15 protein-coding genes and 1 pseudogene are annotated in these 17,046 nt (G+C 42.4%); 12 read left to right on the forward strand and 4 right to left on the reverse strand.

Annotation, left to right across the window (positions count from 1 at the left end; translation table 11 throughout):
* Position 1 precedes the first annotated feature (1 nt).
* The 3 genes from IQ234_RS03265 (at position 2) to IQ234_RS03275 (ending at position 3,777) form a co-directional block, all read left to right on the forward strand.
* Positions 2-1,516, forward strand: coding sequence for a glycoside hydrolase family protein (locus IQ234_RS03265; protein ID WP_193956022.1), 1,515 nt, complete (start codon positions 2-4; stop codon positions 1,514-1,516).
* An 81-nt stretch (positions 1,517-1,597) separates the two neighbouring features.
* Complete coding sequence (locus tag IQ234_RS03270) at positions 1,598-2,020, forward strand: hypothetical protein (protein ID WP_193956023.1); 423 nt, start codon at positions 1,598-1,600, stop codon at positions 2,018-2,020.
* Positions 2,021-2,103: 83 nt separating this feature from the next.
* Positions 2,104-3,777: a DUF4127 family protein gene (locus tag IQ234_RS03275; RefSeq protein WP_228008357.1), complete on the forward strand. Its 1,674-nt coding sequence runs from the start codon at positions 2,104-2,106 to the stop codon at positions 3,775-3,777.
* Between the two features lie 282 nt (positions 3,778-4,059).
* On the opposite strand, the gene IQ234_RS03280 is transcribed toward IQ234_RS03275, so the two are convergent.
* Positions 4,060-6,297 (reverse strand): MASE1 domain-containing protein, encoded by a 2,238-nt coding sequence (locus IQ234_RS03280; protein WP_193956025.1) that lies wholly within the window; start codon positions 6,295-6,297, stop codon positions 4,060-4,062.
* A gap of 228 nt (positions 6,298-6,525) precedes the next feature.
* On the opposite strand from IQ234_RS03280, the gene IQ234_RS03285 reads away from it, so the two are divergent.
* Positions 6,526-7,158 carry a response regulator gene (locus tag IQ234_RS03285; protein WP_147070499.1) on the forward strand — a complete coding sequence of 211 codons (633 nt, stop codon included), beginning with the start codon at positions 6,526-6,528 and terminating at the stop codon, positions 7,156-7,158.
* A 243-nt stretch (positions 7,159-7,401) separates the two neighbouring features.
* Positions 7,402-8,154, forward strand: coding sequence for a Uma2 family endonuclease (locus tag IQ234_RS03290; RefSeq protein ID WP_193956026.1), 753 nt, complete (start codon positions 7,402-7,404; stop codon positions 8,152-8,154).
* A 58-nt stretch (positions 8,155-8,212) separates the two neighbouring features.
* Here the strand turns inward: IQ234_RS03290 and IQ234_RS03295 are convergent, their stop codons facing one another.
* Positions 8,213-9,277, reverse strand: a complete 1,065-nt coding sequence (locus IQ234_RS03295; protein WP_193956027.1) for a pentapeptide repeat-containing protein — start codon at positions 9,275-9,277, stop codon at positions 8,213-8,215.
* 163 nt (positions 9,278-9,440) lie between these two features.
* Positions 9,441-10,334 (reverse strand): ferritin-like domain-containing protein, encoded by an 894-nt coding sequence (locus IQ234_RS03300; protein WP_193956028.1) that lies wholly within the window; start codon positions 10,332-10,334, stop codon positions 9,441-9,443.
* A 261-nt stretch (positions 10,335-10,595) separates the two neighbouring features.
* Between IQ234_RS03300 and IQ234_RS03305 the strand changes: the two genes are divergently transcribed.
* From IQ234_RS03305 to IQ234_RS03335, 7 genes and pseudogenes are all read left to right on the forward strand, one after another.
* Positions 10,596-10,931, forward strand: coding sequence for a hypothetical protein (locus IQ234_RS03305; protein ID WP_193956029.1), 336 nt, complete (start codon positions 10,596-10,598; stop codon positions 10,929-10,931).
* The gene (locus IQ234_RS03310; protein WP_193956030.1) at positions 10,928-11,539 is read left to right on the forward strand and encodes a class II aldolase/adducin family protein; all 612 of its coding nucleotides are present in this window, start codon (positions 10,928-10,930) and stop codon (positions 11,537-11,539) included. The genes IQ234_RS03305 and IQ234_RS03310 overlap by 4 nt, the downstream gene beginning before the upstream one ends.
* Positions 11,540-11,645: 106 nt before the next feature.
* On the forward strand, positions 11,646-11,849 hold the full coding sequence (locus IQ234_RS03315; protein ID WP_193956031.1) for a hypothetical protein: 204 nt from the start codon (positions 11,646-11,648) through the stop codon (positions 11,847-11,849).
* Positions 11,850-12,018: 169 nt separating this feature from the next.
* The gene (gene argH, locus IQ234_RS03320) at positions 12,019-13,407 is read left to right on the forward strand and encodes an argininosuccinate lyase (RefSeq protein WP_072925798.1); all 1,389 of its coding nucleotides are present in this window, start codon (positions 12,019-12,021) and stop codon (positions 13,405-13,407) included.
* A gap of 76 nt (positions 13,408-13,483) precedes the next feature.
* A complete protein-coding gene (locus tag IQ234_RS03325) occupies positions 13,484-13,939 on the forward strand; it encodes an NUDIX hydrolase (protein WP_193956032.1) in 456 nt (151 codons plus the stop codon).
* A gap of 315 nt (positions 13,940-14,254) precedes the next feature.
* Positions 14,255-15,415, forward strand: a complete 1,161-nt coding sequence (locus IQ234_RS03330) for a restriction endonuclease subunit S (RefSeq protein WP_193956033.1) — start codon at positions 14,255-14,257, stop codon at positions 15,413-15,415.
* 27 nt (positions 15,416-15,442) lie between these two features.
* Positions 15,443-15,571 (forward strand): annotated as a pseudogene (locus IQ234_RS03335) (hypothetical protein); the annotation flags it as partial.
* A gap of 204 nt (positions 15,572-15,775) precedes the next feature.
* Here the strand turns inward: IQ234_RS03335 and IQ234_RS03340 are convergent.
* Positions 15,776-16,858, reverse strand: coding sequence for a molecular chaperone DnaJ (locus tag IQ234_RS03340; RefSeq protein ID WP_193956034.1), 1,083 nt, complete (start codon positions 16,856-16,858; stop codon positions 15,776-15,778).
* Between the last annotated feature and the right edge of the window lie 188 nt (positions 16,859-17,046).

Below are 17,046 nucleotides of genomic sequence, written 5' to 3' on the forward strand. Positions count from 1 at the left end.
CATGAAAGTATCACAGAACTGTATTGATCTGATCAAAAAGTGGGAAGGTTGCAAGCTTACCGCTTATAAGTGTCCGGCTGGCGTTTGGACAATTGGAATTGGAACCACTCGCTATCCTGATGGACGGCCGGTGAAACCAGGGGACAAGATTACCGATCAACAGGCGGAAGGCTTCCTTGTCCATGAATGTGAGGAAAAAGCCAAAGCTGTGGATAAATTGGTAAATGTTGATCTTCATCAAAATCAGTTTGACGCTTTAGTTTCCTTTGCCTATAACGTAGGCATTGGAGCTTTTCAAGACAGTACCTTACGACGTAAACTGAATGAGAAGGATTATGAGGGGGCTGCCAATGAATTTAAACGTTGGAATAAAGCAACAGTTAACGGAGTACAAGTTGTGCTTGATGGGTTAACGAATCGCCGTAAAGATGAGGAAGCTTTATTCCGTAAAAATGATAGTTTTGGAACTCCTATTGAGCTTGAAGTCTCTCCTGAACATTCTGTAACTTGGTTGAAAGGATATTTAGATGGGGGAAATACAGTAGTTGTTGCCTACAATGATCAACAAGTGGTAGAGGTTGTTAAACTAGAAACCCATCTTAAAGATGATTTGATCGATCTGTTGCAACAATATCCCAATGCTCGGAATTTTCATCTTGCCGAACCTGGGAGTCCTATTCCGCAAGCTACACAAATTGTATTCGCAGGTCGTAATCAGACACTTTCTCTAGTGGAAAATCCACCTCAATTAAATCGAGGACTGTTACTGAAAGGCATGAGTGATGAAGATGCTCCAGGCCATGATATCCGAGAAATGCAGGAACGCTTAAAAGATTTAGGCTATTACCAGAAAGAATTAGATGGTATCTTTGGCAGTGGCACGGATGAGGCGGTCAGAAAATTCCAAGCTGACGTTTTTGGTCACTCCGAAGCAGATGGGAAAGTCGGACCAAAAACTTGGGCTAAATTGTGGGGAGAAGAAACAACATCTCCACCTACTCCTCAACCTGCTCCCGGAACTTATCTCCGACTGACTAAAACCAACCAGAAAGACGGTGATGGTTTATATATTCTCATTTTGGAATATATCAAGAATGGACAGGTAAAAGATCATCTTAAAGTTTGCTCTGGACAACGGAGTAAACAACTTTTCCGCACCGGTCCTCAAAGTGTATCAGGTTCCATGGAACCGCTGCCTGAAGGTAAATGGTACATTAATGACATTCTCTGGGCAGGTGGCAAAGATAAATATGGCCCGACTGTTTTTAGTAATGGTCTGGGTCCAGTGACTACCCCTATCAAATATGTCGGACCGAATTCCACACGGCGAAGTGCTATTGAAATCCATATTGATTGGAATGGAAAATATTGTGATGGTCCCTGTCCAGGAACGGCAGGTTGCCTTGGTATCTACGATATTGCCGACTACAAAAAATTAGTTAGTTGGCTACGAGAAACTAACCCCCGTGATCTATATGTAGATTGGGGCTTAGGAACTTGTCCTCAACCTCAATAATAACTCACTCAAGGGTGATCATAATGATCTTTCATAGTGATCACCCCACTCTTTTTTGATTCGGTGATTTACTCACGAACAATGTACAAACTTTTACTGGCATCAGCCTTACAACAGGTAATGCAAAACACAAATCTCCTTATAACCATAGACTCAAAACTAATCTGGAACGATACAGGAATTAATCTTGTCGCTGGACAAGAATATCATTTTCAAGCAACAGGTCAATGGACAGACTGGACAATTACCTCTAATGCTGATGGTTATGAAAGTCCTAATTTCTTTCTGAAACTATGTGAAGGACTACGACGAATGCCTAATTCACCTTGGTTTTCACTGATTGGTTCAATTGATAAAGATCAAGATAGTTTCTTCCTCATCGGCACAAATAAACAGTTTATAGCCCCAAAAACAGGACGGCTTTACTGCTTTGCTAACGATGTGATCATCGCCTATGGCAATAATCGAGATAGCATTCAACTCACGGTAACTTCCTTAACTTGACAAAGGGAAAATATCCTATTTGTTAACTGTCTGCTGTTGTTAAAGTAACCTGTCCAGAATCAGGCAAAAAAGGAGCAAAAATGATGACTACACAAACACTGAAAGCTCTAGTCAATACTGTTATCAAACAATCTACCCTAGATAGCAGTCAGATTACTGATCTTACTCAAAAATTTTCCTTAACAGCAGGAGATAAAATTGAGATTAATAATTACAAATCTGCGGACAATAATCACTGGGAATTAGAATTAACAACCCCTGTTAATCAGATGACGAAATGGTTCGCTTATATTCCCCATGTCGAAATTAAAAGTAATGACCCTCTGGCCAAGATATTGCAAGACATTAAGCTGTCTCAATTTAAGGTGTATCACCGACCAACAGAACAAGATTTAGAAGGAGTGGGGATTCCCCCTAATGGACAAGACAACCGTTCAGAAAGAATTTGTCCTGTTTACGTTCTTAGTCCAAGAAGACAAACAGATTCTTTAGTTAGACAACTGATTACACTGCTTCCGGTCAAGGATACAGCGTTCATTATTGCAGAACGATTGGTACAATATCCCGAAGATTATCTCCCCACTATTTCTCAATTTGAAAAAGCGGTTATTGTCCAATCTTTTGTTGGTGTCGGTCCTCCTAAACCAGATGCAACTCCTTATCCAGATTGGGCAAAAGAAAGACACGACAAAGAGTTATGGAGACTCGAACAATCTATCCGTCTATTACAGTCGATAAATCGAAAAATCTCAGCTGTCGTTTGTGCGATGGGAGATTCTCAAAAACATTCATCCAAAGATGTGCGAGAAACAATGCAAACGAGATTAGACAATCTTCTGGATAAGTATAATCTCTCGGCTCTAAAACAGCCAATTACTTGGGGAGCAGATGAATTAGTAGCAATGGGAATCGCTCAAACTCTTCCTAAAACTAAAGTGCGTGTTCGCATCTCTAATAAGGAGACTGAAATGTGGTACGACGGGAGACGACCACCGAGAGAACTTGTGACCGAAAAATTACAAGCAGTTGGGTTAGAAGAATCAGAAACTGACTGGGATTTTGAGGTCGCTATCCTAACTCGTCGTCAAAATGGTAGTATTGATGATTATCAGAAAGACGACTGGGAACAAGCCCAGTTAGATGAGCAATTTCTGGCTCAATATAAGAACTATTCTTCTGAGCAACGCGCTAAATTAGTCATCATTGATGCCCGACTTTTTAATGGGGCTTGGAATGTCACTTCTGTGTTACCTTATGATGATTTATTAGCCTTCGGTAGTTGGGGAACATTTGGCAATTGTGTTGGCTCAACTTTGGCGGTGGCAAAAATTCTTTTCTACTCTAAAAATTCCGCCGCTCAAAGACAACTTTACCTGGAGGCAATTGCTCATGATGTTTTTGCTAATGGCTATAAAGAAGTTCAACGATCCGAAGAACCTAAAAGCTTCTGTAATCAGCTAAAAAATCAAACAGGAATAACTTTCAAGCATTACGACGGATATGATAATCCTGCTACGGTCAAAAAAGTCTTTGAGGTCTTAAATCGGCACGTTAATGCCAGAATGCAAGAACATTTTGCAGGACTTCCCAGTGTTAATAACCGAGTCTTCCGAATTACTCCCCAACTTTGGCGCACTTTTGAGAGTGAAGTCCACATCTGGCCAAGATTACCAGAGGAAATTCATAAAGTTGGTATCTATCGTACCGATCTGGAAGCGATCGCTTTTAATCCTTCATTGGGTGATCAATTCGTCTAACAGTCAATTTTTCAACAATCTCATAACGCTCTTCTGGAACTCTGGCAAAAATCTTACAGTCTCTCAACGCTGGCTCTCTTATGGGGTAAGCCTTCAAGCGAGTGCTAACTAACAGAAACTCGAAATTTGAGTTTTTATTAGAAAAAAAGTTAGCGTTCCCTTGTCAAGCAAGAGTTTCAGAATCTGGATTCGGTCGGGGATTTCCGAAAGTCCCAGAAGAGCGATATATCCCCCAGGGTTTTAGAAGAGCGATAAGCATAATCATCTCGCTTTCGTTAAAAATCACTGATTACTGTTGACTAACTCCTGCTTAATTACTCGAGAATTTTGATGAGCAAGGGGTAAAGTAAACCAAAATTGTGAGCCAACCCGGGGGGTACTTTTTACCCCAATTCTCCCGGAGTGAGCCTCGATAATTTGCCGACATTGGTAGGAACCTAAACCAATGCCCGTTAGGTGTTGATTATGAAGATTTCTTACATATAAATGGAAAAGATGTTGACATTGTTCCTCATCCATGCCAATACCATTATCGCTTAAAGTGCAGTAGAGCATATCTTGGTCAATACGAGCATCTAAGGCTAACTGAATTGGTGAAGGATTATGTTTTAAGGCATTATTTAATAATTGTTCAAAAACACTTCTTAGCTGACAAGGATCGGCATTAATAGCAGGTAAATTATCGGGGATAAGATTAATAAAAGTAGCTTGGTATAAATCAAAATCTTTTTGCCAATCTTTCAGCCAAATTTCCACCTGTTCTTTTAAAAATAGAGGTTGACGATGCAAGATTAAAGGCCGTTCTTCAGCAAAATGATTTTCTGATAAAGCATTAATTAAATTTAATTGTCGATCGCAACTACGCACCACCTGATCGAGCATTGCTCGCGAGATAGTTACCTTTTCTGTTTGCCGACACTGGAAATTTTTTAATAACATCACTAATCCCATAATCGAAGTGCGAAGATCGTGGGATACTGCCTGTAAAAAAACCGTTTTCATTTCGTATAAACGCTGAATTTCCCGGACTTTTTCCCGCAGTTCGAGGGTTCTTGTTTCCACTTCCCGTTCTAAATTATTATTCAAGCTTTGCACCCTCTGATATAGTTGCGCTTGGCCGATAGCGATACAAACTTGGGTGGCTAACTGTTCTAATAATTTGACCTCGCTTTTTTGCCAATGACGGGGATGGGAATATTGATGGACTACTAAAGCGCCTAAATGTTGATTATTAACCGTTAGAGGTAAAACTAAAGAGGATTTAACTTGCAGGTATTCGTAATAACCCTTGAGAGTGGGCAGCGTTTGCACCTTAGCGGTATTATCAGCAATAATTAACTTATCTAAAGAAAATAATTGTCCTAATTCTTCCAGTAATTCTGGTTCGGGAAACCAACCCATGAGCGGGGGAATCTGGGGACGACGGGACTCGGCGATTACCTTGGCCCACCCCCCCTCTTGACAGTGACCGATATAGACTTGATCGGCATCGAGAAAATGTCTGATTTCCTCAACAATGGTATTTAAAACCTGATCTATATCTAAAGATTGATGGACTTTTAAAGCAACTTGTGTTAATAAATGTTCTCGTTCTAAAGTTTCATTTAAAGCTCGATCGATCTGTTGTCTTTCGGTAATCGCCGCCGATAAAAACAGAGAAGTTGACATGACAATGACTAAAAAGATTTGTAAGATCAGGACACCTCTGGTATAATCAGGAGCCTGTAGGATAAAAGGGCTGATTCCCCCGACCAATCCCCTCAAAGCTAAGATAGACACCAAAAAATTCGCTATTACCGCTCCCCAGGTCTGAAAACGCATGGCAGCCCAAACCACAAAGGGAAAAGGTAGATATTCGAGGTACTGCACCATACTCCAATCGGGGTTAAGAAAATTCTGTTGACCACCAAAAACCACAGAACTCACCACCGTTAGCAAACTCAGACAAACTAACGCCTCGCCAAAGCGTTGGGGTTGCCGGGGTTCCCGCAGGGACTGACGATTGAAGCAAAAACGCAACAGCAGCGGCGTGGTCATTAAGATACCTGTACTATCTCCGAGCCAGATAATGCCCCAAGACTGTCCAAATTGCCGCCAATCCCAAGTATTTAGCCAACTACGGGCAAAAGTATCGATAGTGGCATTAACTGCCGAGGCCAATAAGGCTGCTAAAAATACCAGTAAAAGGATATCGCGAATGCGCTGTAAAGTGGCGGAAAATCTCAGATAATGCAGGAATTGCGCCCCTAACAGAGCCGATATACTGCTACCGACCGCCGAAAATAGAGCTATGGGCCAACTGCCCCCTAAAAAGAAGTTAAGAAGCAAATCTCCGATAAAAACGCCTAAAACTAGCCTTTTTCCCCCTAAAAAAACAGCAGTTAAGCCAATACCGGCACTCATCCAAATTGGGGCAGGTCGCGACCCTAAATTTAAGCAGAGATAGCCTAGCCAACCAACACCCAGATAAACTAGGGCAACAAGCACAATTTTAGACCGATCTGATGAAATACGTAGCATTTTCAGTTATCAGTTATCAGTTATCAGTTATCAGATTTGGGTTCTAAGTGAGCAGTGTGTATTAAGCGAGCAGTATTAAATGGTAGTTTCCCACTGTCTTTTCACTGGTCCCTGGTCACTGAATCACTGATCACTGTTAATCTCTCTCCAGATTGCCTAAACTAGGAGTAGTTCTGCTTCATGCAGATGGGTGAAAACCGTACATTTTCCCGTTAGGAATCAAAGATCATGCGGATTTTAATTGTTGAAGACGATCCTTTAATGCAGTTAGGTTTAGAACAAGCGCTCGGTGAACAGCCGGATTTTGAGATCGTCGGTCAAGCCAGTGATGGTCTGGCGGGGGTACAATTAGCCCTATCCCTACGGCCAGATTTAGTGGTCATGGACATCGGTTTACCCCGTCTCGATGGCATTGCGGCAACTAAACAGATTAAGGAAGGTTTAGCTAATGTTCATGTGGTCATGCTCACTTCCCATACTCTGCAACAGGAAGTGATCGCAGCTCTGGCCAGTGGTGCTGATGCCTATTGTATCAAGGGAGCGAGTCTCGATCGCCTTTTGGCCGCTATTGAAGCAGCTAAGGACGGGGCCACCTATTTAGACCCTCAAATTGCCCGTTTAGTCATGGATAATCTCAAACCGCCAGCAGTGCAACCTAATCCCAATCTAGCACTTTTATCGGAGCGAGAAATGGAGGTTTTAAAGTTAATTGTCGAGGGAAAAAGTAACGCTGAAATCGCCGAAAAGCTCTATTTAAGCACCAATACGATTAAAACTCATGTGCGGGGAATTATGAATAAATTGGCCGTGGACGACCGAGTACAAGCGGCTGTAATTGCCCTGCGTTCTGGTATTGTTTAAAGAGAAAATGGCGATTTACCCACAGGAATATTCTAAGCTGTTCGTAATGTAAATTGCTTGTTGAGACAAGGCAAGAGGCAAGAGGAAAAAGGCAACAGTAAAGGGGTTGGGGGAGGTTCGGCCAATCTAAGAATAAGCGGTTTAAATGCGTCTTAGCTTACCTCAATTACTACTGCTACAATTGCCCAAAAAATCCCTTCAATAATTTATAATAAGTTATCGACCTATCTCTGTTGGACAACCATGACTATCGCTCAAAGCTTACCCCTAGTCGAGTCTCATGTAAACCCTGAGATAATCTTCCCAAAAGGCGAATTTTGGAGTGATGAACCACCCTTGGAAAGTAACCTACATCTACAACAAATTATTTTATTAATTCAGTGTTTAGAATGGTGGTGGCGCGAGCGAGAAGATTATTTTGCCACTGGCAATTTAACGATCTATTACAGTCCCAACCAGAAAAAGTCAGAATTCTTTCGTGGTCCCGATTTTTTCGTCGTTTTGGGGACAAATTCTAACCCCAACCGCAGAAGTTGGGTAGTTTGGCAAGAAGAGGGCAAATATCCCAATTTAATTATCGAAATTCTCTCCGATAGTACCGCCAAAGTTGACCGAGAGGAGAAAAAACAAATTTATCAAGATATATTTCGCACTCCCGATTATTTTTGGTTTGACCCAGAAAGCTTAGAATTTGAAGGATTTACTCTAATTAGCGGTCAATATCAACCGATTACCCCCAATGCCCAGGGATGGCTCTGGAGTCAACAATTAGGCTTATATTTGGGTTTGTCTGCCAATAAATTGCGCTATTTTACCCCCGAAGGGGAATTAGTACCCACTCCCGCAGAAGCGGCACAACAGGCAGAAAATCGGGTTTTAGAGGCAGAAAATCGGGTTTTAGAGGCAGAAAACCAAGTACAGCAAGAAAAACAAAAAGCGGCGAAATTAGCGGCTAAACTGCGGGAATTAGGGATAGATACCGAGGAAAATCTCTAATCTTCATTTTCGGTGAGAAGTGAGGGTATTTGGTGTCATTTAGAGGCTGAATACTTGACTAATCGCAGAAAGCTCCGCGCAAGCGTAAATTTTCCCGCAATTCCTCAGTCATACCCACGTTATCGGCAAACTTTGCCCCCTGCACTTTTGCCCCGCTAAAATTAGCTTGAGTGATGTTGACTTCAACCAAATTAGCTCCTTCTAAATTAGAGCCAATTAAATTAGCTAAAGCCAAACTAGAACGGTAAAAATCAGCATAACTTAAATCGGCATTAGCTAATAAGGCTCCGCTTAAATCCGCTCCCTTAAAACTAGCATGACTGCCGTTAATTTCACTTAAATCAGCATCGGTTAAATTGGCCCCCCGCAGATTAGCTTGATAGAGATTAGCCATGCCTAAAGATATACCACTTAATTCCGCTGCCAGGAGATTTGCCCCAGTAAAATCCGTTAGGGAATTGAGTTCAGCTAATTGGGCTAATTCCAGAAAATCATCACTAACAGCAGCATAAATTCCCTCGATTTGTGCCTGCAATTTCTCTAAATTTTCTGATGCTGCCGGTTGCGGTTCAACTAGAACATTATCTAATTCCACCTGCGATGAACCCAAAGAAATACAACTCAAAAAAGCATCAAATTGATTTTCCATCAGGAAAAATGCTAACTTTCGCTCTAAAATACTATGTTTATTGGGACTTAGATCGTGTTTCCATAATCCCGATGTTTCCGTGATACAAATATCGGCAGCTGTCAGCGAAAATTGCACTGTCAGATGATAAGGTTCTTCCTCCACACTGACGGTTCCTAGGTTAATCCTTTCGATCGCTCCTGTAAATATTGACTGAGGACTTTTGAAAGATAACCGCCATTGATGATTATTAATACGATTTATGTATAAATCTTGACTAGAAAGAGGATTTGGTGTTAGGTGACAATTAACTAAAAGAAAATCTAATTTTCCTCCTTTTAGTCCCCATTTAATTTCCCCGCCGAGGAGAGATTGAATTTGAGCTTGTAGGTGTAAAGTTAAATATAAATCAAATTTTTGCGAGTCGGTGGCTACTGGTTCTAGGGTTAACGATACACTATCGGGATAGCGATCGAAGGCAGCTAAAAGACGCATAATCCAAAAAAGAAAAGCTAAAATAAACAGTAAAAAAGTGGTGTTTCTCTGGCCCCAAAGCCGAGAACTCACCCCTATTTAAAACAATAGCTGATTTTCTCGATCCTCGCTGAACATTTCTTCAGCGATCGCTGAATGATTGCCCCCGAAAATCAAGGTTAAATTAGTTGACTTTCTCTTTTTTGCCGATCTTGTCGTCCGCATTAAAAAACATCGGCAAAAAGCGTTCCATAAACATTTGTGGATCACGATTCCAGGCTTTTTGAGCCGCTTCTACCCGGAATAATTGCAATTTCGGGTCGAGAAGGGATTGGGGTAAACGTTCCATCAGATATTGAGGACGTTCCCAGAGCGGCATAGTGGCGGCGATTTCCATTAAATGACCGACGCGGCGTAATTCTGCCCCCAGGGTGATGTCCATACCCGATTCATAGGCGGCCTGTTCGATCGCCGAGTATTTGGCCTTAGCTTTTTCGACTTTTTGCCGATGTTCGGGGCTTTTTTGGGCAATTTTGGCTAACCAACGATTACCCCAACGCACATGGCCCGCTTCTTCGGGAAAGATTTTGGCGATCGTTTCCTGAATTTGCAGATTTTCCGGGGTTTGTTCCCCTGCTTTGAGGGCATAAATATGGGCGGCAAAGTATTCGCATCCCCGTTTTTCCGTGACGTTAATTGCCGCTAGGGCTGCAATCAGTCTATCTTCCCTTTGTTCTTCGCCTTGGAATTGATCTTGATCGAGAAGACGTTCAAATTCATCGATATAGGACAACCCCGGCGGTTTCCCCACATCGGCCCCCAATTCGATCAATAAATCGGTTAACCAGTAGGCATGGCGGGCCTCATCGGCGACGTGATGGGAAAGCTCCTGGATCAGTTCTTTTGGTTGTCCGTCTAGGGTTTCGATCAGTTCGGTCAGGTCTTTACAGCTACGTTGTTCGTTGTAGCGGTAACGGTTGAGGGTGACAAGATGAATTTCGCGATCGCTAATAACACGCTTCATGATGTCGCGAGCGCTCATCGTCTTCTTGAATTTACGAGGGTAAGCAACGGTCATGATTTTGTATCGTTTTGTAAACGGCTTTCCGTATTCTAACGGAGTTTTTTCCCGATCTGGCGAGCTTTTTTCAGTGATCAGTAAACAGTAATCAGTGACCAGTGAAAGATAAGCTGCCCGAGCATTTAAATTGCTTGTGGAGATGAGATACTCTTTACCGTTGGCTCTTGCAAGAGTAAAGAGATTGGGGGGAGATTCGGCTAATCTAAGAATAAGCGGTTAAAATGCGTCTTAGCTGATCGAGGAAAACTAGAATTGTCTATGAACACATTCACTCCCCATCAAATTGTTAGTTTATTCTGCAAAAATCGAACTTTATACGGAGAAGTAATTCAGGTGATCGAAAGTCGTTCGGCTCTTTGGGTGCGTCCTCTTTGGTTAATTGTAGCCGATAATTTTGAGACCATTGATGTGCGGGAAGGTTCCGATTTAATCCTACCAATCGAGTTATTTAACCCCGCCTTAGACACGGAAGTTTTACCCCTATTTTCTCAAGCAATTAAAGATAATTATATCGCCAATATTTCCTATCCTCTCCAAGAATTTGTGCAGAAAGTTTGTCAAAATTATCCCGAATATTTTCAGAAAAATCTATGATTGACGAAGGCTATATTAAATACAATTGTACTTGGATTTCTGATCCTTCCTTAATAAGCTCAGAGATTGCAGAATTAAATTATTGGCGCAATCGCCTCTATCGACTGGGATTAATCGGTCAATACGATAACGGAATCGGTTTTGGGAATGTGAGTCAACGAGGAAAAATAGACAAAGAAATCATTATTTCTGGCACTAACACTGGGGGAATTCCAGTATTAAATGAATCCCATTACACCACAGTTATAGACTACGATTGGAAAGAAAATCGGGTCACTTGTCGGGGAACAATCGCCGCTTCTTCAGAAACTCTCACCCATGCAGCGATTTATGAAGCGAATCCCCAGATTAATGGGGTGATTCATATTCACCATCGCCCCCTGTGGCAAAATTTGATGTATCGAGTGCCGACCACCCAAGAAAATATCGCCTATGGAACCCCAGAAATGGCCGCAGAAATTATCCGTTTATGTCAAGAAGATCATCTAGAGGAGCAACAAATTTTAGTGATGAGTGGTCATGAAGAAGGAATTATCGCCTTTGGGCAAGATTTAGCAAAAGCGGGTAACTTATTATTATCCTATTACCAGCAATCTCAATCATCTTGAAAGTGACCTCTCATCCAACTCACTACTAGGAAGATAAAAGTGGTTTTGATTTAGTCGTTTTCATGTTAACTTATTCTGTAGATTTTCGTTTTTGAGGAATGCCATCGTGATCGACATCTTCCATCATCTATCTGTCCCGATCGATTTTTCGCCTCTTGCCAATGTCTTGATGACTATTTCCGAGCAAGACGTGGATATCATCGGCAATGTCCAGAAAGCCTTCTCAACTTTCGTCAAAACTGGGCAAGCATGGGCCCTATTAATCGGTTTGATTGTCGGTTATATGTTTCGAGGTTTTACGTCTTATTAGCTTTTCGCCTATCGGCCTTCAGCCAGAGCGAGCAATTCTTGCTATTCTTATGTTTGTAGGGTTGGAGATTTTTCTAACCTGAAGCGGTAATGCTATCAGCGCCGGATTATTCCCCAAAATTGTCCAGCATATTTTGGTTAACTTTATCCACAATCATCTAACGAAAACAGTGACAGCAAAGAAAACTTGGAGCGATCGCTTTGAAGGTAGTCTCCATCCTACGATCGTAGAATTTAACGCCAGTATTGGCTTTGATATCGAATTAATCGAGTATGATCTCACCGGATCGATCGCTCACGCTAAAATGCTCGCCTATACGGGTATTATTAGCCCCGAAGAAGCGGATAGTCTCGTCTCTGGATTGGAACAAATTCGTCAAGAATACCGCACCGGCAACTTTAACCCCGGCATCGATCAAGAGGACGTGCATTTTGCCGTAGAACGTCGTTTAACCGAGATAGTGGGAGATGTGGGCAAAAAACTGCACACGGCCCGTTCGCGGAATGATCAGGTAGGAACGGATATACGTCTGTATCTTAGACAACAAATTGATGATATTAGGCAAGAAATTCGCAATTTTCAGCAAGCTTTAGTCAATCACGCTGAAAACCATCTGGAAACCCTGATCCCTGGTTATACCCACCTACAGCGCGCGCAACCGATTAGTTTAGCCCATCATCTCCTCGCTTATTTTCAAATGGCCGAACGGGATCACCAAAGATTAGGGCAAATTCGCGCCAGGACTAATATTTCGCCCCTAGGATGTGGCGCTTTAGCGGGGACGACTTTTCCTATTGATCGTCATTACAGTGCCAATTTACTCGATTTTGAGCAGGTGTATAACAATAGTCTCGATGGAGTTAGCGATCGAGATTTTGCTATTGAATTTATGACGGCCGCTAGTCTGATTATGGTTCATCTGAGCCGTTTGAGCGAAGAAATGATTCTCTGGTCTTCCCAAGAATTTAGTTTTATCACTCTCACCGATAGTTGTGCCACGGGATCTAGCATTATGCCTCAGAAAAAAAATCCCGATGTTCCCGAATTGGTGCGCGGCAAAACAGGGCGGGTTTTTGGGCATTTACAAGCGTTATTGACCTTAATGAAGGGTTTACCCCTAGCCTATAACAAAGACTTGCAGGAGGACAAGGAGGCGTTATTTGATGGCGTTAAAACCGTGCGGATTTGTTTGCAAGCGATGACGGTACTTTTAGCCACCGGGATTCAATTTAAAACCGACCGATTAGCTAACGCGGTGGCGGAAGATTTTTCTAATGCGACGGATGTGGCGGATTATTTAGCCAGTAAGGGGATTCCCTTCCGAGAAGCTTATAATTTAGTCGGGAAAGTGGTTAAAAGCAGTTTGGCAGCGGGTAAGTTATTGAAAGATTTAACCCTGACGGAATGGCAAGAATTACATCCAGCTTTTGAGGCCGATATCTATGACGCGATCGCTCCTCGTCAGGTAGTAGCGGCCCGTAATAGCTATGGTGGCACAGGTTTTGAACAAGTGCGATCGGCCTTAATTCAGGCTAAAGCCATTCTCAATCATGATTGATATTGTTAGGGGTTTGGGGTTTTGGGGTATTAGTTAAAATTTCCCTATCTCCCTATCTCCCTATCTCCTAATTCCTATGGGTCGTGTTTGGTATTTTATTAAAAGTGTGATGGGAATTATCTTTCGTCATCCTGTAACTGGGGTGACAATAATTCCGCTGCTTGCTGATGGTACAATTGTTTTAATCCGACGCAGAGACACCGGCAAATGGGCCCTACCGGGGGGAATGATCGATTGGGGGGAAGATATTTTTAATACTGCTCAAAGGGAATTAAAAGAGGAAACAGGATTAAATTTAGTCAGTTTAGGGCGTTTAGTCGGGGTTTATTCCTCTTTTGAACGTGATCCGCGCATTCACTCCATTTCATTGTTAATTGAAGTGACGGCTGCGGGGAATTTTCAAATCAAAGATACATTAGAAGTCAGTGAGGTGAGAGCTTTTAGCGTCGAAACTTTACCTCTAGGCAATCTCAGCCACGATAACGATCGCCAACTAGAAGATTATCTCAGGGGCGCCACTGTAGTGGCTTGATTTTGTCCTAGTATCTGCGACCCTAGTTTTTGAATATACCGAAAGGATATTTGATTTATGTTTGAAAATAAGATTGATCAGGTTTTAGAGAGGATGTGATGACTAGCATAAAAGCGCCATCTGATCCCCCCCAACCCCCCTTAAAAAGGGGGGAGAAGAGTTCATAGTAGGGTGGGTTAGACGGCAACAATCTAGGGGGTAAAGTCAATCTAACAATCCGTCGTAACCCACCGCTTTAGTCAACAGAAAGGATATTTGATTTATGTTTGAAAATAAGATTGTTCAGGTTTTACACGCGTTAAAGGAGATGTTGGGATGATCATGATCTATCCATCAGAAATCACAAAGAAGTGGCCTCACCGCCCTTTGTCAGAAGTCGTTGATTTCCTCGATAGTAAGAGAAAACCAATTACTCAAAAAGATCGAGTGCCTGGACCATATCCATATTATGGAGCTAATGGTCAGCAGGACTCCGTCGCCGATTATATCTTTGATGAGCCTCTTGTACTTTTAGCGGAAGACGGAGGGCATTTTGGGGATGCTGATAAGACTATTGCTTATCAAGTGGAGGGAAAATGTTGGGTTAACAATCACGCTCATGTTTTGCGACCCAAAAAAGATGTCGATATTAGATACATCTGCCGTCATTTAGAAAGATATGACGTTACCCCGTTTATTACTGGAAGTACACGAGGGAAGCTAACTAAGACTGCGGCTAATAATATTCTTATTGCCCTCCCACCCCTCGAAGAACAGCGAAGAATTGCGGCAATTTTAGATAAAGCGGATGGGGTGCGACGCAAGCGCAAAGAGGCAATTCGGTTGACTGAGGAGTTGTTAAAATCGACTTTCCTAGAGATGTTCGGTGATTCTGAAAGAAATTTTAGGGAACACTGTGGACAGGATTGTTTTCTACCCCTAGAAAAGTGTATTGAGAGGTTCATTGATTATCGTGGAAAAACACCAACAAAAGCTAATTCAGGTGTTCCACTTATTACAGCAAAAATAATCAAAAATGGCCGAATACAGCCACCTAATGAATTCATTGCCCGAGAAAATTATGACTCATGGATGCGTAGAGGTTTGCCACAATTAGGTGATGTTCTTTTTACGACAGAAGCCCCGCTAGGAGAAGTCGCTCAAGTTGATGATCCTGATATTGCTTTGGCTCAAAGAGTTCTATTGATGCGAGGTAAATCTAATATTCTTGATAATACCTATTTGTTTGGCACTCTTCAGAGTTCATTTGTTCGTGACCAAATTGAGCGCAGATCTACAGGTAGTACGGTTAAGGGAATTAGACAGAAAGAGCTAAGAAAAGTTGTAATTCCCATTCCTCCAATATTCTTACAACGTAAATATGCAAGTTTTGCTGTTTCCCAACAGAAATGCACGGACAGACAAAAATTGCTATTTAAAGAATCTGAAAATCTCTTTAATTCCCTTTTACAAAAGGCATTTAGGGGAGAACTGTAGCCATGGCATCCCGCGGATTACTACCATAATTTTGTGGGAAATGCCATTAAAAAAGACCGTTGGACAATTAGCCAAGATTCCTATCATCTCACACTGTCACGAGGGAAAAACCTAGATAAAATAACCGAACTTGCTGTTTTTTTATATAACTGTTAAACAATAACTAGGTAGGGTTTGCTGAATAAATCTAAAAACCTTGTTGGCTAAGACTTTGAGACTTTTTGAAAATCAAAAAGTACCGGATATAGGAATAATCGGGGGAAAAATTCAGGGACTTTTGCCCTGAAAATTAGGTAAAACCCTACACTCGGCCACCGGGAAAAACTTTTTCAGCATACCCTAAATACTGGCTTTCTCTCTTCAACGGCTGATTCTGCGAAGTTGCTCCAGAAGTTGATCAAGAATGTCTTCCATCTCTTCCGGGCTGCTGCCCATCCTGACCGGTCCGCGCAGAAACTCTTTAACCGTTATCTTTTTATCGCGGAAGTCACGGACAAAATTATAGATTTTTTCGGTAGATTGAACTTGTAATTTCATCTCCTCTAGCATTTGCTCAATCGGGTCGATGCCATCCTTCTCACAAGCGCGACTGGCCCTCACCATCTCGCCTTCCGGGGTATTTCGCACCGAGCGCAGTTCTCTTTTCAGGTTCTCGTATTGCTTTTTGAGTAGTTCGTTATTGGTTTCAACCCTCTCGCACTGTCGTTGGAGGTCGCTTTCCGATGAGCCTTCAACCTCGAAAGTGTCCCCCATTTGATACTGTCGTTCGATTTCGAGCAGTTTGGCAATATCTCCCTCTTTATAGGCGCGGTTGACTTCCTTCATAATCTCGTTGTGACGCATCCGAGTTTCGGGATCCGTAACCTTGTCGGGGTGAAAAATCTCGGCCATTCTCAGGAAAGTGCGGCGTATTTGTCTAGATTCAGGAGATTTAGGCGAGCTTTCAGGTGATAGCTCTGTTCCATCATCGTGACGGCTATAGGAGTCTTCCCCAGAGAAGAAATCCTGCGCGGATTGCTCCGATGATCCTTCTGGTTCTTCCTCTCCGAAAAGTTCGTCAAGTTCTTCATCTCCATCGTCAAATTTCGGGCTAATCACCCCCGTTAACTGAAGTGTCTCGTAAATTCCGAGAATCCTTTTTTTTGTCTGCTGCCCCAATTTTCTAGCAGCGAGGATTTCGTCAAAAAGGGCGTGTATTTCGCGGTCGAGGTCGGTAAGTTTTTCATAGAGGGGTTGTCCTCTCTGAAAAATCTCCGTCGCCAGAGAACGCATCTGGTCGAGGAATTTCTTCAGTTCGTTGCGTTTTCTGCCAATCTGCTTGAGGAGCCACTGATGCTCCTCCTCTAAAGCTTGCAGACGAAAATGTAGGGAAGACAGAGCCAAGGAAGGAGAGGTAGGCGAATCAGAGGAGTTCGGTGATTTCGGCTTTTTAGATCTGGTCATTACTTTGGGGTGAAAGCATATTGTCCATTCTACCAAGCCGCAAGGAGCCGCATTCCTAAAACTCACCCTTGGCTCATTTTATTGTTTCTCCCCACTCCCCCACCTCCCCACTTCATAATTCATAATTCATAATTCCCTACTCCCCTGCTCCAGCGCCCTACGGAAACCTTTTTAAGTGGCTAGAAGCT

Origin of the sequence: Microcystis aeruginosa LEGE 91341 (assembly GCF_015206885.1) — a bacterium.
Lineage (GTDB): Bacteria > Cyanobacteriota > Cyanobacteriia > Cyanobacteriales > Microcystaceae > Microcystis > Microcystis aeruginosa_H.